Origin of the sequence: Nostoc favosum CHAB5714 (genome assembly GCF_020829495.1) — a bacterium.
Lineage (GTDB): Bacteria > Cyanobacteriota > Cyanobacteriia > Cyanobacteriales > Nostocaceae > Nostoc > Nostoc favosum.
On sequence record NZ_JAIVFQ010000040.1, the window covers coordinates 38,708 to 63,046 of the forward strand.

At 43.3% G+C, this 24,339-nt stretch carries 16 protein-coding genes and 1 pseudogene; 7 read left to right on the plus strand and 10 right to left on the minus strand.

Features of this window, described 5'->3' with window-relative positions; translation table 11 throughout:
• Window positions 1-66: 66 nt before the first annotated feature.
• Window positions 67-819, minus strand: a complete 753-nt coding sequence (locus LC586_RS22730) for an alpha/beta fold hydrolase (protein ID WP_229486935.1) — start codon at window positions 817-819, stop codon at window positions 67-69.
• A 196-nt stretch (window positions 820-1,015) separates the two neighbouring features.
• Window positions 1,016-1,528 (minus strand): flavodoxin FldA, encoded by a 513-nt coding sequence (fldA, locus tag LC586_RS22735; RefSeq protein WP_229486936.1) that lies wholly within the window; start codon window positions 1,526-1,528, stop codon window positions 1,016-1,018.
• Window positions 1,529-1,845: 317 nt separating this feature from the next.
• On the opposite strand from fldA, the gene LC586_RS22740 reads away from it, so the two are divergent.
• Window positions 1,846-2,148 (plus strand): hypothetical protein, encoded by a 303-nt coding sequence (locus LC586_RS22740; protein WP_229486937.1) that lies wholly within the window; start codon window positions 1,846-1,848, stop codon window positions 2,146-2,148.
• A gap of 628 nt (window positions 2,149-2,776) precedes the next feature.
• On the opposite strand, the gene LC586_RS22745 is transcribed toward LC586_RS22740, so the two are convergent.
• The 3 genes from LC586_RS22745 to LC586_RS22755 all read right to left on the minus strand — a co-directional run bounded on the left by LC586_RS22745 (window position 2,777) and on the right by LC586_RS22755 (window position 10,615).
• Entirely contained in the window at window positions 2,777-5,305 is a 2,529-nt protein-coding gene (locus LC586_RS22745; protein WP_229486938.1) for a mannose-1-phosphate guanyltransferase, read from the minus strand.
• Between the two features lie 593 nt (window positions 5,306-5,898).
• Window positions 5,899-9,744: a CHAT domain-containing protein gene (locus tag LC586_RS22750; RefSeq protein WP_229486939.1), complete on the minus strand. Its 3,846-nt coding sequence runs from the start codon at window positions 9,742-9,744 to the stop codon at window positions 5,899-5,901.
• Between the two features lie 187 nt (window positions 9,745-9,931).
• The gene (locus LC586_RS22755) at window positions 9,932-10,615 is read right to left on the minus strand and encodes a hypothetical protein (RefSeq protein ID WP_438822924.1); all 684 of its coding nucleotides are present in this window, start codon (window positions 10,613-10,615) and stop codon (window positions 9,932-9,934) included.
• 455 nt (window positions 10,616-11,070) lie between these two features.
• On the opposite strand from LC586_RS22755, the gene dnaX reads away from it, so the two are divergent.
• The gene (gene dnaX / locus LC586_RS22760; protein ID WP_229486941.1) at window positions 11,071-13,698 is read left to right on the plus strand and encodes a DNA polymerase III subunit gamma/tau; all 2,628 of its coding nucleotides are present in this window, start codon (window positions 11,071-11,073) and stop codon (window positions 13,696-13,698) included.
• 145 nt (window positions 13,699-13,843) lie between these two features.
• Here the strand turns inward: dnaX and LC586_RS22765 are convergent, their stop codons facing one another.
• Window positions 13,844-15,250 (minus strand): glycosyltransferase family 2 protein, encoded by a 1,407-nt coding sequence (locus LC586_RS22765; RefSeq protein WP_229486942.1) that lies wholly within the window; start codon window positions 15,248-15,250, stop codon window positions 13,844-13,846.
• A gap of 583 nt (window positions 15,251-15,833) precedes the next feature.
• Between LC586_RS22765 and ebsA the strand changes: the two genes are divergently transcribed.
• Entirely contained in the window at window positions 15,834-16,208 is a 375-nt protein-coding gene (ebsA, locus tag LC586_RS22770; protein ID WP_229486943.1) for a type IV pilus biogenesis protein EbsA, read from the plus strand.
• A 768-nt stretch (window positions 16,209-16,976) separates the two neighbouring features.
• Here the strand turns inward: ebsA and LC586_RS22775 are convergent.
• Window positions 16,977-17,180, minus strand: a complete 204-nt coding sequence (locus tag LC586_RS22775) for a class I SAM-dependent methyltransferase (RefSeq protein ID WP_233715658.1) — start codon at window positions 17,178-17,180, stop codon at window positions 16,977-16,979.
• 10 nt (window positions 17,181-17,190) lie between these two features.
• On the opposite strand from LC586_RS22775, the gene LC586_RS40780 reads away from it, so the two are divergent.
• The gene (locus tag LC586_RS40780) at window positions 17,191-17,313 is read left to right on the plus strand and encodes a hypothetical protein (protein ID WP_267921714.1); all 123 of its coding nucleotides are present in this window, start codon (window positions 17,191-17,193) and stop codon (window positions 17,311-17,313) included.
• Between the two features lie 35 nt (window positions 17,314-17,348).
• Here LC586_RS40780 and LC586_RS22780 read toward each other — a convergent pair whose 3' ends face one another.
• Both LC586_RS22780 and LC586_RS22785 read right to left on the minus strand, forming a co-directional pair.
• The gene (locus LC586_RS22780; RefSeq protein WP_229486945.1) at window positions 17,349-17,723 is read right to left on the minus strand and encodes a DUF5615 family PIN-like protein; all 375 of its coding nucleotides are present in this window, start codon (window positions 17,721-17,723) and stop codon (window positions 17,349-17,351) included.
• A complete protein-coding gene (locus tag LC586_RS22785) occupies window positions 17,720-18,010 on the minus strand; it encodes a DUF433 domain-containing protein (protein WP_229486946.1) in 291 nt (96 codons plus the stop codon). Before LC586_RS22785 ends, LC586_RS22780 begins: the two co-directional genes overlap by 4 nt.
• A gap of 255 nt (window positions 18,011-18,265) precedes the next feature.
• Between LC586_RS22785 and LC586_RS22790 the strand changes: the two genes are divergently transcribed.
• On the plus strand, window positions 18,266-20,185 hold the full coding sequence (locus tag LC586_RS22790; protein WP_229486947.1) for a GTPase family protein: 1,920 nt from the start codon (window positions 18,266-18,268) through the stop codon (window positions 20,183-20,185).
• A 372-nt stretch (window positions 20,186-20,557) separates the two neighbouring features.
• Window positions 20,558-22,237, plus strand: coding sequence for a hybrid sensor histidine kinase/response regulator (locus LC586_RS22795; RefSeq protein WP_229486948.1), 1,680 nt, complete (start codon window positions 20,558-20,560; stop codon window positions 22,235-22,237).
• Between the two features lie 261 nt (window positions 22,238-22,498).
• Here LC586_RS22795 and LC586_RS22800 read toward each other — a convergent pair whose 3' ends face one another.
• Window positions 22,499-23,350, minus strand: a complete 852-nt coding sequence (locus LC586_RS22800) for a TVP38/TMEM64 family protein (protein WP_229486949.1) — start codon at window positions 23,348-23,350, stop codon at window positions 22,499-22,501.
• 362 nt (window positions 23,351-23,712) lie between these two features.
• Here LC586_RS22800 and LC586_RS22810 point away from each other — a divergent pair.
• Window positions 23,713-24,339 (plus strand): annotated as a pseudogene (locus LC586_RS22810) (ISKra4 family transposase); the annotation flags it as partial.

Below are 24,339 nucleotides of genomic sequence, written 5' to 3' on the forward strand. Positions count from 1 at the left end.
ATACCTAATTTCACAAATGCGACGCCGAGTAGCCCGCCGTAGGCATCGCACTCTTGTATCTTATTACTAATTTGTAGAACTGCTAAAAGATAGTGCAGATGCTTCTACTAGATGTGGATGGTGGTGTTTCCAAAAACTTAAAATCTCTTCACCAACCTGTTGAGGATAGAAGTAGTGAAAAAAATGATATCCTTCTGGGCATTCCCAAAGTTTATCTTCTGGCTTCAACCAATTTAACCAGTCATGCAATGCAGTTGGGTTAACTATCGGATCACTCTTGCTACCACACACCATCATTGGCATAAAAACTCCACCCTTGGGTAAATCAACCAACTTAAATAAAGAGTGTGACGAGGGAGATTGTTCTAAATCTTTATCTAAGGCAGCTACTAACTTTTTAGTGGTGTGAGGCGGTTGATTTCCAAATAGACTGCGAACGCTGCTTGCTAAAACTAGCTCACGGCTGATGCTAAAAAGTTGTCGTTGAAAGTAATAGTGAGCGTGCCAATTGTTTGCCGGTTGAGCTGCTACAGCTAGCAAGGTGAGCGATCGCGCTTTTTGGGGAAATCGACGGGCAAAGGTTAAGGCGATCGCACCACCCATCCCATGACCTGCCAAATGCACGGGGCGATCGCGCCATTCTAAAAACTCATATAGCAACTCCACAGCTTGATCTATGGAACTAGCTTCATCTTTGGTTTGCTGGTATTCCCACTGGGCGACGCTTATATACCCAGATAAATATTCAAGTAATGGTTTATCAAAACGCTGCAAAACAGGACTCGCACTTAACCACAAAACATCAAATGACTCAGACATAAATACCTATAACTTCTAAATTATCAATTTCAACAGGACTTACGCAAAAATTGCCAAAAAGCTTAATTTCTCGAACCGCCATCTCTACGAGAGGCTTCTGCCAACGCGCAGCGTCTCGTAGAGAAGAACGCCAATGATTCGTAGAGTGTGCGTAAGTCCTATTCAATAAAGGTGCACAGTGGTGCGCCCCTAATCTCTACAAACCAAATTCTCTTTTCAACTGAGCAACCCAAGTTTTAATTCGCTCGTCTGTTAGATCAGATTGACTACCTTCATCAAGTGCCAGCCCTACAAACTTGCCATTTTTCAAAGCTCTAGAATTCTCAAAGTCATAACCCTCAGTTGGCCAGTAGCCAACAGTTTTACCGCCTCGCTGGGAAATTTTTTCTTCTAGAATTCCCATTGCATCCTGGAAATTATCGGCATAGCCATATTGGTCTCCATCACCAAAATAGGCAACCAGCTTACCACTAAAATCTATTTCATCAAGATCGGGGAAAAAACCTTCCCAATCGCTCTGAAGTTGACCAATATCCCAAGTGGGAGAGCCAATAATCAGCAATTCATACTCATCAAAGGTGGTAGCATCCGCCTCATAAATGGGATGTAATGTTACAACCTCATCACCAAACTCATCCCGAATTTTTTCAGCATCAGATTCAGTGTTACCAGTTTGAGTCCCGTAGAACAGACCGATTTTTTTCGACATATTTTCACCTGATATATAGTTTTGCGATCGCCAGGATACCTATTTGCCTTATTGAAATATATTCTTACCTTAATGAATATCTATCTCAATAAGCCTGAAAATATCCTACCAGACTTATTGAAAGTTTTTATCATTTGATTTAAGTAAAATTTTGTAAAGTATTTCAGGGAATAAATCGAAAAGGCAGGCGGCGGTTCATTCAACCTCAACTTATTGTAAGTGCTTTACGATATCCTCACACAATATTCCAGGCTGTTACTGATTTAAAAATATACATCGGTAAAGGAAGCTAGAGAAAGTAAATTTTTTGTGCATTTATGAAATTAATCCAAATACTAAAAGTAGCTGTAATTCCTGTTTTGACTGTATTGAGCTTGTTGTCTGCATCAAATAAAGTACTAGCTGACTACTTAAATAGTCAGGGTTCAGGAGGTAATTACCGTTATGAATTATGGTCTAGCGATGATAATAGTCATTACTATTTGAAAATCTGGTCATCTGAAGCAAGTCCAAACAGTGACGCATACTCCACAAGTAGAGGATTCACCTCTACTAGGGAAGCTCTAATTTATTTTGATTGCAATTACGCCCAGAGAAGTTTACCAGAATGCCCTCGATGAGAATTTTGAACCCCGCTCAAAGCATTGTAGGAGCGTTATATCATGTCCGCCAAATTATCCATAATAAAAGAACCCCACCCCCAACCCCTCCCCGCTCTTCAGGAGGGGAGACAAAGCAAAGCTTTGGCTCTTTGGGGTTCCAGGTATTATGCTTAATTATCCGGACATCATATTAGTTATAGCAATCCTATTTTATTTCTAAAAATTATCAGTTTCCAGATGCCCGGCTTCCCCAATAAATCGGGTATCTAACTTTTCACAAATGATTTAAGATTAAGCTGATATGCGTCTAAATTATATAAACATTCTTTATAATCGTTGACGGTTGACGGTCAACAGTCATCAGTCATCAGGTAAATGTACAAGTTAAATGCGTAACAGCTTACTATATTCTTTCTTTAGTAGTATTTTAAATTTCTAATTTATAAATATAAACTATCTATATTTTTGGTCAATTGTTAATACTTTGAGCAAACTACAGAGGCAAAAGTGAAAGCCTACTTTTCTTCCGATAGTTGGGCGGTTGGTCAACATAATTCGTAGCTCGTAATTAAAAAATTCAATTACGAATTACGAATTACGAATTACGTTAGCGCAGCGTTAGCGAGTCCACGAGCGTCATTACAAATTACGCTTCGGCGGGTTGATATTCTTGTTGTCTTTCCACAAAAGTCTGGACACGGGTGCGGTAGTTTCTCACAGTCTCATCTACCCATTCGCGATCGTTGCTATTTGCATACAAATGCACTAGTGGTTCGCTGGCATCTGGTAAAACTAACAGCCAACTGTCATCGTAGGGTTGACAAATTTTCACTCCATCAATGAGTTCTAGGTTTTGAGCTGGATGAGTTTCCACCAAGTAACGCATCAAAGCACCCTTAGCTGTCCACGGGCAGCGTATTGTATAAGTTTTGTGAATTACACGGGGCAATTCTGACCGCGCAGCAGCAAGCGATCGCTCCTGTATAGTCAACATCTCAATTATCTTCGCAATGCAGAACATAGAATCAAATCCCGGATGCAGTTGCGGGAAAATAAAACCAGTATCTCCACTACCTCCTATTACCACATTCGGGTTTTTTTGACAAGCCTCCATTAAAGCTGTGGGGTTGGCTTTAGTGCGAATCACTCTGCCATCGTGGCGGCGGGCGACTTGTTCAATGGCACTGGAAGCATGAACTGGCACTACTACCGTTCCTCTGGGGTTAGCCGTCAGAATCATGTCTACCATCAGTGCAGTTAAAGTTTCCCCACGAATTGGGTAGCCTGATTCATCAACTAAAATCAGTTGTTCTCCATTAGCCGTGACTTGCACACCAAAGTTAGCTTTCAATGCCTCTACTACATGACCTAACTGAGTCAGCAGTCCTTCTCGGTCAGTTACTGACATCGCCGTTTTATTGACACTGGCATTCAGCACCACTGCATCAGCACCAAATTTATCCAACATTTGGGGTAAAACTGCCCCCGATACGGCATAAACATAGTCAATCACCACTTTTGCTCTGCTGTTGCGGAGTGTATGAACATGCAATAGTTTTTCAAAAGCAGTACAGTAGCGGTCATTCACTTGGCTGGGGTAAGACACATCGCCAATTTCATGGATTAGCGCCCGCCGCATATCCTCCTTAAAGTAAGCCCCTTCAATTTTCTTTTCCAGGGCTTTGGTGATATTAATGCCCTTGGCATCCATGAATTCAATCAAAATGTAGTCAGGGCGATCGGGGTGTACCCGCACATGGATACCACCAGTTACCGACATTGTGGGTATAACGGTGCGGGCAATGGGGATAGCTGTAGCATCGAGGTTTTGAATATCAATACCTACTGACATCAAACCAGCAATAAGCGATCGCGTCACCATCCGAGAGATATTACGCTGGTCACGGGAAACCGTTACCTTAGAGCCTGGTTTTAAGGTAGAACCGTAAGCAGCTCCCAATTTCACGGCGAATTCTGGGGTGATGTCGATATTAGCTAATCCTTGGACACCACGTTGCCCGAATAAATTCCGTTGGGCGGTGTTCCCCCAAATTAAGTTAATGTTTAAAACTGCCCCTGACTCAATCTTTTTACTGGGCCAAACGCGCACACCGGGGCTAATTTGGGCTTCTTCTCCCACCGTGGAAAGCGAACCCACAACAGCAGCTTCTAATACTTGAGCGCGGCGGTCTACACGAGCGCCACGGGAAATTACACAAGCAGAAAGATGTGCTTCATCGCCAATAAATGCCCCATTCCACACTATCGGACGTTTGAGATTCGCATCAGCGCCAATAGTGACATTATCGCCAATTACAGTTCCTGCCTCAATTTGTACTCTTGCACCGATGCGGCAATTATCACCAATCACTACTGGGGTTTCAATCACAGCCGTCTGGTCAATGTAAGTATTTTGACCAACCCATAATTCATGGGAAACTTCTTTGTAGGCACAATCTAGTTGCACTTTCCGATCTAAGGCGTCATACTGAGCCTCACGATAGGCATCTAAGTGACCGACATCACACCAGTAACCTTGAGCAATGTAACCATACAGGGCTACATCTTTTGCTAGTAACAAAGGGAATAAGTCTTTGGAAAAGTCACATTCAACGTTTGCTGGCAGATATTCTAAAACTTCTGGTTCGAGAATGTAAGTGCCAGTATTGACGGTATCAGAAAAAATTTCACTACTAGAGGGTTTTTCTAAAAATCGCCGAATTCGTCCTTCCTTATCGGTAATCACCACCCCAAACTCAATCGGGTTAGGAACCCTGGTCAAAATCAAAGTAGCTTTTGACTTATTCTGTTTGTGAAATGCGATCGCTGCCGTGAGGTCAAAATCTGTTATGCTATCACCGCTAATGACTAAAAAGGTTTCATCAAGAAGTTCAGCAATGTTTTTCACACAGCCTGCTGTACCCAGAGGCTGATCTTCTTCGACGGCGTATGTCATCTGAACGCCAAAATCACTGCCATCTTGAAAATAGTCTCGCAAGACATCAGGTAAATAATGTAATGTCGCAATAACTTCTGTAATTTGATGTCGTTTGAGGAGATTGATAATATGTTCGGCTATTGGTCGATTAAGGATCGGCACCATCGGTTTAGGCAGATCGCAAGTTAACGGGCGAAGCCGCGTTCCCGAACCCCCCGCCATTAGTACTGCACGCATAAATCCTCCTTAACTAGTTACAGCCTTCGCTGCTTGAAAACGTATCAGATATATTTTCTTCTTCTTTCTCTAGTCTCCTATGGATATCGATATTTGAGGAACTTCCACAAGATGCATTACCGCAAGGCGGAAGTCACTCATTCAAAAATCAAAAGTCAAAAGTTTTGTAGATCAAGGCTTTTGCAAGTTTTAAAATGGTAGCTTGATAATAGGCAGGGGGTGGGGTTCAGTACCTACTCAACCGAGAACCGCTTGATCACAAGTACATTCATAAGTAAAGTAAGTTAGCTGCTGATTTTTCCATTATTCTGACCAAATAATTACTAATTCGTAATGACGCTCGTTCCGACGCTCGTTCCTCGCTAACGCTGCGCTATCGCTACCGCTACGCTAACGTAATTCGTAATTAAAGGTACAGAGCAACTAACTAAAGTTTATGGAGACAAATAAATTTATTCCTTATTTCAGAGCAAGCGACTTCAGTCGTGGGGTAATAATTACGAACTTGTACTGAGCGTAGCCGAAGTATTACGAATTATAAATTACGAATTATTTTGACTCCTGAATTCTGACTTTGACTAAGTTTCAAAAGATTAATTTGGCTTACCTGTAATCGTGAATGCTGCCCAATAGTAAGGATGATTATAAAGATTTTTATCTGATGCCATTTTCCTATTTCTATATAGTTGTGTAGCTAAATAAGTTTGAATTCGCAATTCTTCAGGATGCAAATTATTTAAGACATCTTCATACCATTTTGTCAGTTCTCCAGCAGTTAGTTCTTTCAGCCATCGCGTTGCTTCAGCTAAGGCAATAACTGCTGATTTATTGGGCTGTAATCGTCGGTAAAACTCTATCATCACCAAGGCACTAGCTGAAGATTCTACACTCCAGAGAGTACTCATTACATGAGGAACGCCCTGACTCACAAAACCAGTCACTAAACTTACATATTCGCTGCTGATAGTGTGGTTGCTAGTACTTAAATTTTCACAAGCGGAGAGGGTAATAAGGTTGTAACTCGCTAGATTTTGTTGGCAGATTTCAGCTAGAGTAATTTTGTCTTCACCGGCTAATGCTAATTCTGAGTTTTTGGGTTCAATTAAATTATTAGTGACATGACCAGTAAAATGTAAGATATTGTAATTATCAAATAAGGCGTTTTCAACAATATTTTTTGTAGCTTCTGAACCCTGAATTCTTTGGATATTATTGAACATCTGGCTAACAACTTCCGACTCAAGTTTGGCAAATTTGAGTGTGGGATAACCTGTATTCTCTGGATGTTCAATACTGAGCAATAATTGATTTTGCCATTGCCAGATATCCTCAGTTCTTATTGATAAACCTATTTGGGCACTAGGTAGATAGGTAACGCTGAAATTTGACTCCACATTCGGCAATTCTTCCGGCGATGGGGAAGGAAGATGGAAAAGGGTATGAATTGGCAATCTGTACAAGTCACGGTGAGGAATTAAAACTAGTTGGGTGATGCCTTCGAGTTCCTGTGCAATTGTAGAAATATTCAGGATTTCATACAGTTGCAATAGCTTCTGTTCCATATCAACTCGCCAAGAATGCTGGCTTTTACTTTCTTTATCTTGGGCAGTGCTGCGATATTCTTGGTATTGTTGATGCCAATCTTCTAGCCAATTTTCAAATTCAATTAGGCGTTGTACTGCTTCGGGTAGAGGTAATTCATTTAGACGGATAGCGTCTTCTCCTAAAGGTATTGCCCCAGTATCTTGCACGGGTGTAAAGAGGAGGATGGGTGATGGCGCTTGGTCTTTGAGAATAAATGTGTGTAAGGCGACTGGACTAATATGCCAGTAAATAATTGCTGTTGTGGGATTGAATAGTTGTTGAATTGCGCCATAATAAGGCGAGTAAATATTATCATTCCAGCCATAAAGCAGCCAGTTTAAACAAGCATTTTTGCCTTGTTCGGCAATTTCCCAGGCTTCAACTAAATCACCAGACTCTACGGCTAAATCAACTGCTAATTGATCAAAGCCTGCAAATTTCAGGGCTAACTGTTTTTTACTTTCGTCTGAACGAGTTTCTTCACTCAGTAATTGTTGCAATAAATCTGTACCGCGTTGCAGCAATTCTTGAACTTGTGTTGTTTGTCCCAAACCCATCAGCACTTTGCTTAGAGATTGCAAAACCTCTAGGTGCAGCTGGGGAAAATATTCTAGTGTGAGGGTTAACAGCGCCTGATGATACTCAGATGCAGCTTTGCGCCAATAATCGCGGGGATTAGTATTTTTTTTGCCTTGGTCGTAATAAGTATTAGCGATCGCAAAATGCAATCTACCCCAACCTTCTGGGTGGGTATCTGTCCGCAGATGCTTTAACCCTTCCTCGTAGCTGGCTAATTTCCCCTCGTAGCCGCCCTGTTGTAAGGCGGGATTTGTCGCTGTTATACTACTCGACATCTGCAATGCCTCAGCATTGACTAAATGACCGATCGCAGTTCCCCTACCAATCCAAGCTTCCCAATAATCTTGTTTAATTTGCAAAGCCTTGTCATAACAGGCGATCGCTTCAGCAAATTGTTCTAAATAAAACAATGCTACTGCCTGATTATACCAAGCTAAGTGGAAGTCGGGTTTAATGGCGATCGTTTGTTGATAGGAGGCGATCGCTTCTTGTCTACGTCCTAAGTTGTCTAACGCTATACCTCGGTTGTACCAAGCTAAGTAGAAGTCGGATTGAACTGACAGTGCTTTATCCCAGGAGGCGATTGCTTCTGACCATCTTCCTAAATTAAACAGCACTACACCCCGATCTATCCAAACTTCGTGATACTCTGGGTTAATTTCTAGTGCTTTGTCGTAAGATATAATCGCTTCTGTAAATTGTTCGCTTACAGCTAGGGCTATGCCACGGTGATACCAGTTTTCTTGGTCTTCTGGTTCCAAATGTAGCGCTTGGTCATAACTAGAAATAGCTTCCGGTAGCCAACCTAATTTCAGCAGCGCCAAACCCTTACTAGACCAAGCTTCTTGGTAGTCTGGCTTGATTTCTATGGCTTTGTCAAAAGAAGCGATCGCTTCTTCAAAGTATCCTAGTTCTCCGAGAGTTCCACCGCGATTATACCAAGCTTTGTAGAAGTCGGGTTTTAGTTGTGTGGCGGTTTCGTAAGATGCGATCGCTTCATCAAAACGTTCTAAATGGAACAGCGTCAAGCCTCGGTTAAACCAATACTCTGAGAATTTTGGTTGAAGTTTGATGGCTTGGTCATAAGATGCGATCGCGCCTAACAAATCACCTGTTTTCGCTTGGCTTAGACCTTGGTAAAACCACCCTTGAGCCTGGGTAACAGGATCATCGCCATGTCGCTCAATTATACCAGGGGAATTGCTGCTTTGAACTGCCAAATTAGAAGCAAGTTGTTGGACTAAATTGGTACTTTGATCCAATCTCACCCACAACTCATCTAATGTATTAGCCACATTTGGCTCTAAATTTGTCAAAGTGTTATCCCAGGTTTCCACTGAGGGAGAAGTTGTTAATTCAGTTCTTTGTCTAGTGGAAAGGAGATTTGCTTTTGTTGTACTTTGAACAACATCATCATCATCGAACCTGAGTTGGGCTAATGAAGTGATTGAATCTTCTGCGGCGGGGAGAGGGAAATTTTCGGGTATTGTGTGGGCATCTTCCCTTTCATACTCCAATACCAGTTCCTCTAAATTCTGGGTGAATGTTTCCTCAAAAGAGGCATTTTCAGGCGCTGACGTTATTGGTTCAACATCTTGCAAATCATATTCCCATAACTGTTCGCCTAAATTGCGGATTAACTCTTGCCCAGGCGAAGATGGGATAATTTCTTCATCAGTTGTGATTTGTACCACATCTGGCTCATCATACTCCCATAACTGCTCGCCTAAATTGCGGATCAGTTCTTGTCCAGGAGTCGTTTCTATTACATTTCGCTCATCATACTCCCATAACTGTTCGCCTAAATTGCGGAGCAGTTCTTCCCCAGGAGTGATTTCTAAATCCTCTTCTGGATAATTCTCCTCATTTTCTATCTGTGTAGGTGAGTTTTGCATCAGCCGGATGCCAATGTTATAAGCAACATCTCCAATTCTGCCAACACCAAGTTCCCCCAATTGCACCATCTTTGTTGCTAAAAGAGGATTCGGTGTCGGTGAAGCTAGCAAGCTTTCGCCAAACATCACCAACCAATCTATCCAGCGTTCAGCCGGAATGCGATTTTCTACCCGTTGCAGATACCTCAATGCCCACTGTCGTCCTCGTGCTTGATGCACGCCTTCTAACAATTGGATAAACAATTGTTCCAGATCCGCATTGGTTAGTTCTGGTAGTACCTCCACCAGATTCCGTCCTCTCGCACCCTTGAGAGAAGCCTGCTTACTTTCAATGAGGCGCTTTAAAAACCTTCTAAGCGACTGCGATATCCGCCTGAGCATCTGCCACACTATTGGATTTTGTTTTTCTAGATTGTAGCCATCGTAGTGTTAAAAAAATCATCAATTACGTAAAAATCCATTAGATCGGCACAGGGCTTCCGTCGCAGGTTAGCAAAAAATATACAAAACTTCAAGACGACAGCATTACAACGTTACAATTGCCATCGACTCTTGATTTGCGAAGTCGTTAATTTTCTGCTTGCTCTGTAGTCGATTGACCGGCAGGATATAATTGATTGATCAATGCCTGGACAAGCAGTTCTGGATCATCTGTCTCAACGGCAAGCTGTTGAGCAATCTGCTGGCGTAAGTTTTCATCCTGCTGCAACATCACAAACAACTCTTCTAGGGTGACAGTTTGGTATTCTCCCTCCGGGGGGTTCTCTGGGGTATCTACTGACTCTGATATGGGGACGATTGGCTCAGATGGTATCGTGCTAAAAGCATCTGGCCCTTCATATTCCCAAATAGGTTCGCCTTGATTGCGTGTCAACAACTGCATTCCGATACTATAGGCAACATCTCCGATTTCTCCGATGCCCAACTCACCCAGTTGCACTAACCGTGCAGCTATTTCATTATTGGGTGTAGGTGATGCTAGCAATCTGTTGCCAAAGCGCCTTAACCACTCAACCCAGTCTTCAGTTGGGATGCGATGTTCAATATTATGCAGCCACTTTTGCGCCCACGCTTCCCCTCGTGCTTGATGTACTCCTTGCAACAGTTCGTTGAAGAGAAATTCCAGATCCGTATCGCTTAAGGGTGGCGCTGGTTCTTTTGGCACATTTCCTCTAGATTTTGAGGCAGTCTGTTTTCCACCGAACAAGCTCTGAAAAAGCTTTTTGAGCCATTGAAATAGCCGCTTGAGCATCTGCTGCACCATCGAGTTTTGCTTATCCTAAGATTGTAGCGATCGCACTGGACTATGGCGCTAGTTCAGTCATTAAAATTCTTTGGTCATTTGTCATTGGTCATTAGTCATTAGTCATTAGTCATTAGTCATTAGTCAAGAGTTAGAAATTCTTCCCCTGCTCCCCCTGCTCCCTCATCCCCCTCATCCCCCCACCCCCCACTCCCCACTCCCCTAGATAGAACAAATGTACTAAATGATATGCTATAATTCCAATACTTTGATATTGAAATCATAGTAGAGGATAAGCTTTGGTTACTTGCTTTCCTGAGTGCCAAAATTCACGGCATTAGTTGAGCGCAAGGACTATGGCAATATGTACAAACCAAGCAGGTACAAGAGTCTAAAATAGTTGAATCCTAAACTCGACTCGGTGCTACTAATTAACTTTGAAAGGCATTGAAGTCTATATTTCCATGTCTTACGAACCCCTGCACCACAAATATCGCCCCAAAAGTTTTGCTGAACTGGTGGGCCAAGAGGCGATCGCTACCACCCTCACGAATGCGATCGGCACATCTAAAATCGCCCCCGCCTATTTATTCACTGGGCCTAGAGGTACGGGGAAAACTTCTAGTGCCCGGATTCTGGCTAAATCTCTTAATTGTCTCAAAAGTGACAAGCCTACTGCTGAACCCTGCGGCGTGTGTGAAGTTTGTCAAGGAATCACCAAGGGCTATGCCTTAGACATAATTGAAATTGACGCCGCTAGTAATACTGGTGTTGATAATATCCGGGAGTTGATTGAAAAAGCCCAGTTTGCTCCTGTGCAGTGTCGCTACAAGGTTTATGTAATCGATGAGTGCCTAACTGGAGATTCTCTGGTCTTGACTGATGACGGACTTAATAGAATTGATGACCCCAAAATCAAAGATAAAAAAGTTCTGAGTTACAACGACTCATCTCTTAAGTGGGAATTCAAGAAAGTTGTTAGGTGGTTAGATCAAGGAGAACGGCAAACCCTGGTTATCAAGACAACTAACCGAGAAATTAGATGTACGGGTAATCATTTAATTAGGACAAACCAGGGATGGCTACAAGCATTGGACGTAAAAGAAGGAGTGAAGATACTATCCCCTGTGAATAGGGATCTGGAAAACCTCTCTCCAAACCTCTCCCCTAAAAGGGGAGAGGCTTTAAATCCTTCCTATTCCCTAGTAGGGAAGGGGGTTGGGAGGTTAGGTTTCGCCTTAGCTTTTCCCGATCCTGTGAAAAGTCAGGGGAATGTAGATGCGGCATCCTCATGGATTACAAGTTTGGAGACAGTCGAATCTGTTCACCTCGCTGGGGTTGAGCGAGTTTATGACATTGAAGTAGCAGATAATCATAATTTTGTGGCAAATGGACTTTTAGTGCATAATTGCCACATGCTCAGTACTCAGGCATTCAACGCGCTACTAAAGACATTAGAAGAACCACCGAGACATGTGGTTTTTGTGTTGGCGACAACAGACCCGCAACGGGTGTTACCAACGATTATTTCGCGCTGTCAAAGGTTTGATTTTAGACGCATTCAGTTAGAAGCGATGGTCAAGCATTTAAGTGCGATCGCATCTAAAGAAAATATTCATATTTCACCCGACGCTGTAACCCTGGTAGGCCAACTTGCTCAGGGAGGGTTACGAGATGCCGAAAGTCTACTTGATCAATTGGGTTTGTTAGCGGGTGAAGTGACACCAGATAGAGTTTGGGATTTGGTGGGGACAGTAAGTGAACAGGATTTGCTGGCGCTTTTAAATGCGATCGCTCAAGATAAACCCGAAGCTATTCTTGATAGTACCCATTACATTCTAGATCGTGGTCGAGAACCACTAACTCTTCTGCAAAATCTCGCCGCCTTCTACCGCGATTTACTCATTGCTAAAACCGCACCCAATCGCCACGATTTGGTTGCTTGTACTCAGCAAACCTGGACAGCGCTGGTTGAGTTTGCTCAATACTTCGATATGAGCGTAATTTTGGCAGGGCAAAAACACTTGCGAGAAGCTGAAGTGCAAATTAAAAACAGCACCCAGCCGCGTTTGTGGTTGGAAGTAACATTACTAGGATTGTTACCCAGTGCGACGACGAATATTCAGCCACAAGCCCCAAGTGTCACGCCGCGAGTTAACACACCTGCTGTATCTCCAAGCTATTCTCCAGCAGTTGCCCAAAATCACGCAGTCTCTTCTTTACCTGTAGCTGAACCGCAAACAAATCATAATTCTGCAAACCATCATCTAGCGGCAGCCCAAAATCAGCCCGTCACTTCATCTCCCCCAGTTGAACGGCAAACAAATCACAATTCTGCTGCTAACTCAGTTTCACCACCAACCCTAGAACCTGTATCTGTACCCGTGCCACCTGCGAACCTTGAACCAGTAACTTCAGAAGTTGTTGAGGAAGAAGAAGTTGTTGGGGAAGCACAATATGACTTAACTCAGGTTTGGCAACAGGTGCGTGCTAATTTTCCGATGCCTTCCAGGCAAGCTTTACTTGGACAAATGTGCCAGCTAATAGAGTTTAACGGTACTGTAGCACGTATTGCTGTTAAAGGGGCTAAATGGTATGAAACACTTAAATCTGATCTCCCGATGATGAAAGCAGCTTTCCAGCAGACTTTTCAACGTGAAGTTCAGGTAAATCTGGAACAAGTCAGTTCTGCAACTCCTACCTCAGCCAAAAAAAATCCTCCCCCAAAAGACTCTACTCGCGTTCAGCAACCACCAACACCCAGTTATAACCAGCAAATTCGGCCTTCAGCGCCAGTACCACAGCCAACCACTCCGCCATCAGCACCGACAGCAGCAAAAAATGGAAATGGCGTAAATGGAAATGGGGCACATGGAAATGGCGTAAATGGAAATGGGGTGCAAGCTTTACCTCCAACTTCAAAACGAACACCTGCACCTGATTGGGAACCTGACGAAGTAGCGATCGCAGCTCAACGTCTAGCAGAATTTTTCAACGGACAAATTATCCGTTTTGCAGATGATTTCCCAGAATTCTCCGACTCCATGACTACACCTGAGTGGGTAGAGGAAGCAGACGTGGATGATGAATAAAAAATTGGGCATTGGGCATTGGGCATTGGGCATTGGGCATTGGGCATTGGGAGAGAATTTTTAACTCCTAACTCCTAACTCCTAACTCCTAACTCCTAACTCCTAACTCCTAACTCCCCATGCCCCATGCCCCATTCCCCATTCCCTACTCCCCATTCCCCGTATGCAAAGTTTTCACCCATTTCAGGCGTTTTGGTCTTACCGACATGCGGGCAGTAGTACTGCTCATGACGACTAACCAGTGCAACATATATAAACTGCCACGCAGCGTTTGCACCAGCATCAGAAAATATGTAGAAAGTGGGAATTTTTGATCTTGACGTATACGCCTTAGACCTGTAAACATCCCTACCATCGACATAGAAATGGACAAGCCTGTGATGGGACTTAATATTGGTGGACGATGACGAGCGATCGCCATTAATAAATCTGGGACTGTTGCTGTCGGTAAGATATACATAATCAGCATAAAAATCAGTAAATCCCAGCTTTTGCGCCCTCCCATGCGGTTTTTGAGAATTAAATCCCAATAATCCAAATAGCGTTGATAACCGCCTTCTGCCCAACGGTTGCGCTGATGCCAAAGTGCGATCGCACTTGTCACTCCTTCTTCTTGGACTGCTGGATGGAAAACACACTCAATATCCCATTTATCCAAATGTAAGCGGATTGTCAAATCCAAATCATCGGTAATGGTTTCCTCATTCCAGCCACCGCAGCTTTCCAAAGCTGAACGCCGGACAAATTGACCATTGCCGCGCAGTTCGCCAATGCCACCAAGGGTAGTCCGCTGTTGCTGAAACCAGGTATCAAGTGCCATTTCGGCCATTTGACCCTTAGTCCAAAAGTTTGTTTTAGCGTTGGCGATCGCTTTTCGCACCTGCACCGCCCCCACCTTTTCTCTTTGAAATAAAGGTATTACCTGTTGCAGCAGGTCTGGTGTCACTTGGGCATCAGCATCAAATACTGCTATAATATTGCCCTTTGTCAGAGGCAATACCTGATTTAACGCCCCCGATTTGCCACCAGTAGCTTCTGCTGAACGCCTTAGTACTTTCAGTTGCTCGTGTTTCTGTTCGAGTTCTGCTAATAAACGTGGCGTGCTATCACTGCTGTGATCGTCAATTATCCATACTTCGTACTGCCCACCTGGATATTCCAGATTACAAAGATTTTTGACTAATTTAGCAATTACCGCTTCCTCATTTTTCGCAGCCACTAACACAGAGACAAAAGGCAAATCTCCCTGTATTTCTTTTGGATAGCGACGGGATTTAGTAAATACTACCACCAAGGCATGAAATCCTAGAATGGTGGTCAGTCCTAGAATAAATATGGAAGCCCAAGAAACTAAATGTAGAGCGATCGTGCTACTCCAGACGATAGTCAAGACTAGAGCCGCTTTGCGTCTACGACCTTGAAACCGGGGTGTTAGAGACACAGGATCTGTCTCTAACACTGACTCCTCATTTGCTGATAGGTCAGACAACAAGGAGTTGAGCGGATCAAGCTCTTGATAAGAATCTTCTTCGGGCCAGGAATTCGCTGGCATAGGTTAGGTTGCTTGATTCAAAAACCAGTATTTGTCTACAGTTAGTAATTTTACGGACAAATATCCCTAAGCTACTTTTCCCGATATTAATCGGAATGGGCAAACTGCAATACCCGCTATCCCTAAGCCAAAAGCCGCTGGGACTACCTTTGTTGTCACCGCCACTCTGCGTAATTATTTCGCATTAACCACCTTTGCTACTCTTAGACAGAGGCTTGATTCCTTTGATAGCCATTTAGGCAGGAAGCTTGTAGAGTGGGACTTTCTTCAATGAGAACTCCGTTTTGGGCAAAGTAATAACAAGGTAGTAGCAGCTCGTCGTTGGGAGAAACAGCAATAATAACATCCACCACTTTACAGTGGGGATTTTTGGTGTTATCTTCCCCAGCGTCGATAAAAGTTAATGCAGACCTATTCTAACCGAAATTTTAATATTTCTTAGCAGTAACTTCATTTTTGGGCATGGGGCATTGCTGATTTCTCCCCCTGCTCCCTCATTCCCCACTCCCCACTATGTGCTTTAGACACATCTTTTGGGAATACTACTAACATCCACTAATATCCCCAGTTGGCATATTTAACAATGTCTATTGACCAACTCCAGCCTGCCACTCAACAACAAGCCAGTGTTTACTTACCTTATGTTCAGGGCGCTAGGCGCAATTTCTTACCCTATGCCATCAGTCTTTATCAAAAAGGGGTCTTGGAGGGACACCGGAAGATAGAAGCCAGTGAACATGTTCCCTTTGTCGCCTCCTGGAATGTTGCGACTTTACCCTCAGACTTAACCCGTTGCCGAATCCAGTTTGATGGCAATGCTGACTTAAGTTACGAACTGATGATGGCTAGTTTCGAGTTTATTAATTTTTTAATTGAAGTTATGGATAACTATAAACGTCATCGTGCAACCGATTTTTCACAACCGTTTTATCGCAAACTACTGCGTATAGACGATTGATTAAACTCAGCCGGACTTTTGCAAGTTCGGCTTGTCTTTAAAACTCAAAATATCAGAAGCCTAACCCTCATTCCAATGCACTGAGATTCATTTAAATTTTTTCTCCAGCATGATTTATTATTTCCAAGCTTCTTATAGTTTAGGACTTACGCACTGTACAAATGCGTCGTGATGTGCATTACCTATCTTGAGGAAGTTTTCAGGCTTTTCTTAATTATCCTGCGATCGTAAATAGACCATGCTGTAGGGGCACAGCATTGCTGTGCCCTTACGAAAGATATGGTTTTTAACCTTATATCAATTCTGTATGAAGATGCGCTAAACCATATATAAATACAAAAAAGAAAAAAGAAGAAAGAAAAACGAACCGCATAGACGCGGAGCGGCTTCCCGCAGGGTAGGACGCAAAGGACACAAAGAAAGAAAGAAAGAAAGAAAGAAAGAAGTTAGAAGGGTTTGGCGCAGCCTCACAAAGAAATGGTATTAATCCATATTTGGTATTTCTTGTCAATGCGTAAGTCCTATAGTTATATATCTTGCACCTGCCCACTTTCCCGCCAGAGAATTTATTCTCTGGCTAATAGCGCAAGTCCACTAAGCGTGGACTCTAATCCTTATCTTCTTTAGAAGAATGCAAGCTTGTAGCCCCAGAATTCATTCTGAGGCGGTTGTTGGGACTGGTGCAAGTTCTGAGTATACCTAATGCGCCTCCAGACTGCTCTATAAGATGATGCAGATTTAGGACTTCCACCACCGTCAGGTAACGTATCATGCTAAACGTCGGTACAATTCGGCATTTTTCTTCAACACATAGTTGGCTGCTTCAGCAAACTCGCTCGTCGGGTGACTGAGCCAGTCTTCTATCCTGGGACGTAACAAATCTTCAAGCAAGATACCACTCTCTCGTGCTAATGCTTGCAGCTTCTGCAATTGTTCATCGGAAATGTCGATCGTGATGGAAGCCACAGCCATTACTCCTTAAATGCTAGGAAAGTGTAGCATTATTAGTATTTTAAGTTTCTCTGACAGGCGATCGCTATCTTTATTCTTGCTTGCGATCGCTGAATATATTAGAGGCGATCGCTCCTTATCTCCCAATATCTAATTAAAAAGCGATCGCGCTAAAACGCCGACAGTGGTCTAATAGCTTTTATCAATATAAGCACTCAAAAACACCAGTTGGTTTACCATCTCCTCTGCCGAACGAGTAGCAACCAACTTGAGCAACCCTTGTAACTGTTGCCCTACGGAATAGCGTTGCTGCTGCAACAAGATAATGCCAGCATGATTTCTTTCTGTGGCTAAAAACTCGTTATGCAAGCAGCAGAAGTCTCTTCGGTTGTAGCTATAGATGGCACGCCCTTGCTCTGTTGCCCAAATTAGCTGCTCATCATCAGAATAGCTCTGCCTCCTCACATCGGCGACTGTCACAACATCTAAGTTTGCATTACAGAAAGCTTTGATTAAGGACTTTTCAAAGCTGTCCTCATCTAAATACAAACGAATTTCGCTCACTGTCTCTTCGCCGTGTATTCAGCTTCCAAACGGTCGTATTCTTCAATTTCTGCGGCAATCTCCGTGTCAATTACTTCCTTGTTAGCATAGTAGTAAGCTAGCGCTGCATAAACTTGTGCCAACATTAGCTGTGGTCTTTGAGCAACTATCTCTTCCGGTTTCATGCCTGCGTTGAAGTCGATCGCAATGTTGTGTACCGTAATCCGGTGTCCCGCAATCCGAGGGCGACCACCACAGGTTTCCGGTGTGCTGACAATCAGCGTGCCAATGTCGGTAATTGTTTGCATAGCTTGGTTACTAAATTTTGCTCCCATAAGCAACTGAGCAATTTAAAACTTCTTCTAATCTAGAAATAATATAAATGTCCAGTTATTTATTTAACTACCCACAGCAAAATAAAACATTTATCCCTAATCATTAGAAGTCTAGCACTAATCCAAGAATACCAAACATCTTGCTTAGATTAGAGACGATAGACTTTTTATAAGAGTAATTTTTGCAAAAACTCGAATTTCCCAACATTTCAAAGTAGGTATGGGGCAATGGTGCGATTAAAACCGTGGCAGTGGGTCGTCTTAGCAATCCCGATCGCGTTTATCATTATTTTCTTACTGGTATCCGCCGGTTCGCAAATTCATGCGTGGGGCATTAATTGGATCTGGGGTGTATTCACCCTTTTATTTGTTGCTTGGCGTTGGCTATTGGTGAAATGGACTCAACCTGCTGTTAACCAAGTAGAAGCTGTATTAGCCCAAGTCCAAGAAGAACTGAAATCGACAGCAGAGGATACAGTAGGGCTACCAGTGGGAAGTGATGTTACAAAGCTTGCAGAAGCTGCCCTTCAAGAGATTCTGCAAGCAGCACAAAGCGATCGCCCGATTTGGGAAGATTGGCAAACTTTTTGGACGCGATGCCAAGATTTGGTTGTAGCGATCGCTCATATCTACAATCCTCAAATACAATATCCGCTACTGAACATTTACGTCCCCCAAGCTTACGGGTTGATTCGGGGAACGGTGGATGATATGGATCGGTGGATGCAAAAGTTATCCCCTGTCCTGAATCAGGTGACGGTTGGGCAAGCATACCAAGGATACGAAGTCTATCGGAAGTTGGAGCCATCGGCTCGGAAATTCTGGAAAGCTTGGAACTGGGCACAGTGGGTCTTAAATCCAGTGGCGGCGGTGGCAAAACAAGCCAGCAAGGGTTCTAGTAATCAGGCAACTCAGCAATTATTGGGGAATTTGAGCCAGTTATTTCGAGAAGCTGCCCTGAGAAACTTATGTCAGCAGGCGATCGCTCTTTACGGACGTAGCACATTACCAGTTTCAGCAACTGTAGTATCCACACCAACTTTACCCAAGGCAAAAACCCAAACACTCCGAGAAATCCTGACTCAAGCCGAACCAGGCGAGGTAGTTGAGCAAAAACCCGTGAATATTCTGCTGGTAGGGCGCACGGGGTCAGGTAAAAGTAGCCTGATTAACACGCTATTTCAGGCGGATCTCGCAGCCGTTGATGTTTTACCCAGTACCGATCGCATTCAAAATTATCAATGGCAGACTGAAAGTGGGGAAACCCTAACGCTTTGGGATACACCTGGTTATGAACAAGTCAACCGTGCCGATCTGCGAAATCTGGTGCTTGATTATGCCATCAACGCAGATTTGCTGCTGTTAGTCACCCCTGCCCTCGATCCTGCCCTGCAAATGGATGTAGACTTTTTGCAAGACATCAAAGCAGAAGTTGCAGATTTACCTGCAATAGCGATCGTCACTCAAGTAGATCGTCTGCGTCCCATCCGCGAATGGCAACCGCCTTATGATTGGGAATGGGGCAATCGCCCAAAAGAAATTGCCATTCGAGAAGCTACTGAGTATCGTGCCAAACTGCTGGGAAACTTTTGTAATCTAGTTCTACCCGTGGTTACAGGTGACAGCAAAACAAATCGAATCGCTTGGGGAGTAGAGGCGCTATCGTTGGGATTAGTAGATGCGATCGCACCAACCAAGCAACTCCGTCTCGCCCGCTTTTTGCGTAACCTTGAAGTCCGCACCGTTGCTGCTGCTAAAATCATCGACCACTATACCTTCCAAATGGCAACAACACAGGGACTAACGTCATTGCTCAAAAGTCCCGTCCTCCAGTTTGTTTCTACTCTATCAACTGGATCTCCAGCCCTAGCATATATGCTGGCAGAGCAAATTCCCGTGGAACAGTTGCCGATTGTGATTGGCAAACTCCAAATGGGATATGAGCTTTTCTCGCTCTTGAATACTGCTAACCCTAACCCGCTTAACTTTGAATTGCTATCCCTCTGGCCGCTACTGCTGGAAAATTCCGCTTCACCCGATCGCAACGCCTGGGCATTTGGTCACGCCCTAGTAGAATACTGGACTCAAAATTTGACGGTTGAACAACTCCGGGAGCGATTTTACTATTATCTGTCGATTGCCAAATAATTTGTCTGCATTAATGTCTACAACGCGCTATTGGGCATCGCATCTTCCATTCTCACAAGTTGAATCAATACATTAGTATATTTACGAATAAATAGTTAGTAAATTAAATGTATTTATACTGAAAAAACAAAAACAAAAAATGTGGTAACGGGTCGCAATACGCTTAATTTAAGCATTTTTTCTCTTCTCTCTGCTTCCTCTGCGGTTCGTTAAAAATTTGACTTTGATAAAGAGTTTTAGCCTTAACCCAAGCGTATTGTAACGGTCGTACTCTTAACATCAAAGTTAAGATTACGATTAAGAGTAGGTGTCTGCTGAAACCTACCCGCTTTACCTGAGTTTTTACCCAGACATCCCTGTTCGGAGTTATTTATGAAAAATATATTACAAACCTCCATCTCACAAAAACAAAATTTACATCAGAGTTATAGTATTTCGTCTTACAATAGACTGCTTTTGGTCGTGAAGGATTTGGCTTGTGTACGGACTATTGAAGAAATTATTGAGATTGTGCGTTTGGCTGCCCGCGATCTGACTAATGCTGATGGAGTAACTTTTGTACTGCGGGATGGTGAATGTTGCCACTATGTCGATGAAAACGCCATCGGCCCACTTTGGAAAGGTATGCGTTTTCCGCTCAAGTCTTGCATCTCCGGTTGGGCAATGCTCAATAAACAAGCAGCCGTGATTGAAGACATTTACCAGGATGCTCGAATTCCTATTGAGGCTTATAAAGTTACTTTTGTCAAAAGTTTAGTGATGGTTCCCATACGGATTTCTGATCCACTGGGTGCGATCGGAGCTTACTGGAGTACACAACACCGAGCCACGTCCGAAGAGATAGAACTGCTTGAGATTTTGACCGATACTACAGGAGTTGCGATCGCAAACGTTCAACTTTTCCAGAAACTGACGAACCAAAACGCCCTGAAAGACAAATTCATTGCGATGCTAGCTCACGAGTTGAGGAATCCCGTTGCCCCCATCTCGAATGGGGTTCAGCTTCTCAAGTTGAAGCTAGGCGAGACTGGCGCAGTCGGAGAAACAGTTTTAATGATGCAGCACCAGATTAAGCACCTCTCGAAATTGATCGATGAGTTACTTGATGTATCATCTATCACTTATGGGAAGATTTCATTAAACCTGGAGAAGGTTAATTTGGTGGAATTGGTTCGCCAGAGTCTCAATGACCATGCACAAGCAATAAAGAGATCGAACCTTAACGTAGTACAAGACCTACCAAACAAGCCTCTGTGGGCTTATGTTGACCCGACGCGGTTCTTCCAAGTCTTTGGCAACCTTCTTGATAACGCCTTAAAGTTTTCCAAGCCAGATGGAATAATTTGGGTGGATGTCTCATTTATTCCAGGTGAAAATGGCTCAGGCAGTGTAGCGATCTTATCTGTAAGAGACTCAGGTATAGGGATAGATCCGACAATCTTACCAGAACTATTCGAGCCGTTTACCCAAGCCGATCGCAGTTTAGACCGTTCGAGGGGCGGGCTAGGTTTGGGATTATCGGTAGTAAAAAGTCTTGTCGAACTTCATGGCGGTAATGTTGAAGCCTCAAGTAGAGGGATCAATTTGGGAGCAGAATTCAAAGTTACTCTCCCTGTATGCGAAGAGATTACAGCTTGGCATAACGACCCAGAGATTATAGAAGCGGCTAAAAAATCGTTGAAGATTTTAGTCATCGAAGATAACGAAGATTCAGCCGTAACATTAAAAGCAGTGCTTGAGCATTTTGGGCATGAAGTTTCTGTTGCTAACAATGGAATTTCAGGGGTAGAAACTGCAAGAGAGTTTGAGCCTCATGTGATTATTTGTGACATCGGACTTCCCGAAATGGATGGATTCGCCGTTGCACAGGAACTGAGTAAAGACTCCAAATTTACTCACTCAATTCTGATTGCACTCACCGGCTACGGTGGCCAGGAGGATAAGGAGCTTGCGCTTAAGTCTGGTTTTAAATGCCACTTGACCAAGCCTGTGGACTTTGAAATACTTACGGCAGAAATTGATCGATACTTTGAAGGAGTATTATCAAGTTAACGAATTTTGCTAAGTAGAGCGATGTAAATAATTAAAGCTCTGTAGTGAACGCGAGTGCGTCTCGTAGTGAGGACTTTAGTCCTCAAATGATGGCTGGAGACGCTAACTACAAAATAATTTCAAGATTTTTTAGATTAGGGACTTCCAAATAAAAAAATATCCCACTGTTCACAGTCAACAGTCAACAGTCAACAACTTCAAGCGGTTGTTTTTATTTCTTGGAGTTCCCTTACAGATACTCTTGCAAACTCAGTTTAATTTTTAATTGCTACTTACTTCCTCTTCTAAAGCTTTGCGTGCAATCCGGGTGACATAAACTGTCACAGCTACTGTAGCAATCAAACCCAAGATGCGAATTGCCCATTGCAAAGTTGGGTTGGTAGGTTGAGCCTCAGTACCAATCATGGCAAGATTACCTGCAAGTGAACCAATATAAACGTACATCACAGTTCCAGGAATCATACCTACAGAGCCGATAAAGTAATCTTTAAGTGAAACTCCTGTGATACCAAAGGCATAGTTTAATAAATTGAAAGGAAATATCGGGGACAGTCGCGTTAACAGGACAATTTTTAATCCTTCTCTACCAACCGCTTGGTCAATGGCGGCAAATTTTTTGTTATCTGCAATTTTCCGAGCAACCCAGCCCCTTGCTAAATAACGTCCCACAAGAAAAGCAGCAGTAGCACCAAGGGTTGCACCGATAAACACGTAGAGAGAACCCCAAACTGCACCAAAAATCACACCAGCCCCCAAGGTGAGAATAGAACCTGGGAAAAAAGCGACACTAGCGATAATGTAAAGAGCAATAAAAGCTATGGCTCCCAACGCACCCAGGCTATCAATCCACTGCAACGAGTCCCGTAAAATGGCTTGAGGATTGAAAGAATTTGGATTTGCAGATTCTTGTGCTAAAACCGGGTCTGTGTTTAATGCGAAAGCGCTCGACAATATCAGTAATATTAATACACTTAAGCTAAAAAGCTTCTGTAAGTTTCTGGCATCAATACTTTTAACACTTCGGCTTCGCTCAGTGTTAAAGCCGAGCGGAGTCGTTCGCGTAGCGTCTCGCAGAGAGGCTTTAAATATCTGAATGATTGTTAGTTTTGTCATAGGTTGTTATATCATGTCCGCCAAGTTACCCATAATAAAAGAACCCCACCCCCAACCCCTCCCCGCAAGCGGGGAGGGGAGCGAAAGCGTAGCTTTTGCGGGGTGGGGTTGCGGGTATTATGCTTAATTGCCGGGACATCATATTATTTCTTCTAATGCCACACTTTGAGCTAATGCTTTTTGAGCAACTTTTGTGATATATACAGTCACGGCAACGGTAGCAATCAACCCAACTACTCGCATTAACCATTGCCAGACTTGAGTTTCTAGACTAGTTGGTTGATAAGATGGGGAGCATCCCAGTTTTTGCAAAGAGCGCGAAAATCAGTCAGGATAAGTATGATGAGTGTATTTATCTACCGATGACTCCCGAACAAAAGCAAGCACTTCAAGAACATATTCAGGCGATCGCTAAAATATTGTACGAAGACACGACACCAGAAAGACTAACCACCCTTGCAGGAATTGAAGAAGCAGTACGCAGTCAAATGCAGAAGCACGTAATGCCAGAAGTAGGGGTTTTTTTATCGAAACGGTTACGGACACAAAAGCAGGGTATAAACGACGACTAAAAAGTATTTTGGGAGAATTGCCAATCACAAGTAAGCAAGCGCAGCAATTGGAAGTCGCTGCGAGAAATCAACTGAGTCCGTATCTGGAAATTTGCTGTCTGCGCGTGAGTGCCAATGTTAGCTATGAAGATGCGGCAGCAGATATCGAGTATTTTACAGGAGTACAAGTTTCCCGTAGCAGTCAACAGAGATTGGTGCATCGTCAAAACAATGAAAAAGCCGACACAAGAAGACACAGTTGAAGAATTAAGCGTTGATGGTGGAAACATTCGTGTTCGCACTACTGAAGGTGAAATATGCGCTTGGCTTGGCTACAAAGCAATTAGCTTACATCACAATGGAATGGTTGGAACGTCCTTTCAAGATAATCAGGTTGTAATTGATTGGGTGAATCATCAACCACTGGCTAGCACAGTT

Bases quoted from the DNA above. Each gene is read 5' to 3' on its own strand.
- LC586_RS40780 (WP_267921714.1), top strand. From the start codon at position 17,191: ATGCTAGGAAAGTGTAGCATTATTAGTATTTTAAGTTTCTCTGACAGG.
- LC586_RS22730 (WP_229486935.1), bottom strand. From the start codon at position 819: ATGTCTGAGTCATTTGATGTTTTGTGGTTAAGTGCGAGTCCTGTTTTG.
- LC586_RS22765 (WP_229486942.1), bottom strand. From the start codon at position 15,250: ATGCCAGCGAATTCCTGGCCCGAAGAAGATTCTTATCAAGAGCTTGAT.
- LC586_RS22795 (WP_229486948.1), top strand. From the start codon at position 20,558: ATGAAAAATATATTACAAACCTCCATCTCACAAAAACAAAATTTACAT.
- LC586_RS22750 (WP_229486939.1), bottom strand. From the start codon at position 9,744: ATGCTCAGGCGGATATCGCAGTCGCTTAGAAGGTTTTTAAAGCGCCTC.
- LC586_RS22790 (WP_229486947.1), top strand. From the start codon at position 18,266: ATGGTGCGATTAAAACCGTGGCAGTGGGTCGTCTTAGCAATCCCGATC.
- LC586_RS22785 (WP_229486946.1), bottom strand. From the start codon at position 18,010: ATGCAAACAATTACCGACATTGGCACGCTGATTGTCAGCACACCGGAA.
- LC586_RS22775 (WP_233715658.1), bottom strand. From the start codon at position 17,180: ATGGCTGTGGCTTCCATCACGATCGACATTTCCGATGAACAATTGCAG.
- dnaX (WP_229486941.1), top strand. From the start codon at position 11,071: ATGTCTTACGAACCCCTGCACCACAAATATCGCCCCAAAAGTTTTGCT.
- LC586_RS22740 (WP_229486937.1), top strand. From the start codon at position 1,846: ATGAAATTAATCCAAATACTAAAAGTAGCTGTAATTCCTGTTTTGACT.
- LC586_RS22745 (WP_229486938.1), bottom strand. From the start codon at position 5,305: ATGCGTGCAGTACTAATGGCGGGGGGTTCGGGAACGCGGCTTCGCCCG.
- LC586_RS22755 (WP_438822924.1), bottom strand. From the start codon at position 10,615: ATGCTCAAGCGGCTATTTCAATGGCTCAAAAAGCTTTTTCAGAGCTTG.
- ebsA (WP_229486943.1), top strand. From the start codon at position 15,834: ATGTCTATTGACCAACTCCAGCCTGCCACTCAACAACAAGCCAGTGTT.
- fldA (WP_229486936.1), bottom strand. From the start codon at position 1,528: ATGTCGAAAAAAATCGGTCTGTTCTACGGGACTCAAACTGGTAACACT.
- LC586_RS22800 (WP_229486949.1), bottom strand. From the start codon at position 23,350: ATGACAAAACTAACAATCATTCAGATATTTAAAGCCTCTCTGCGAGAC.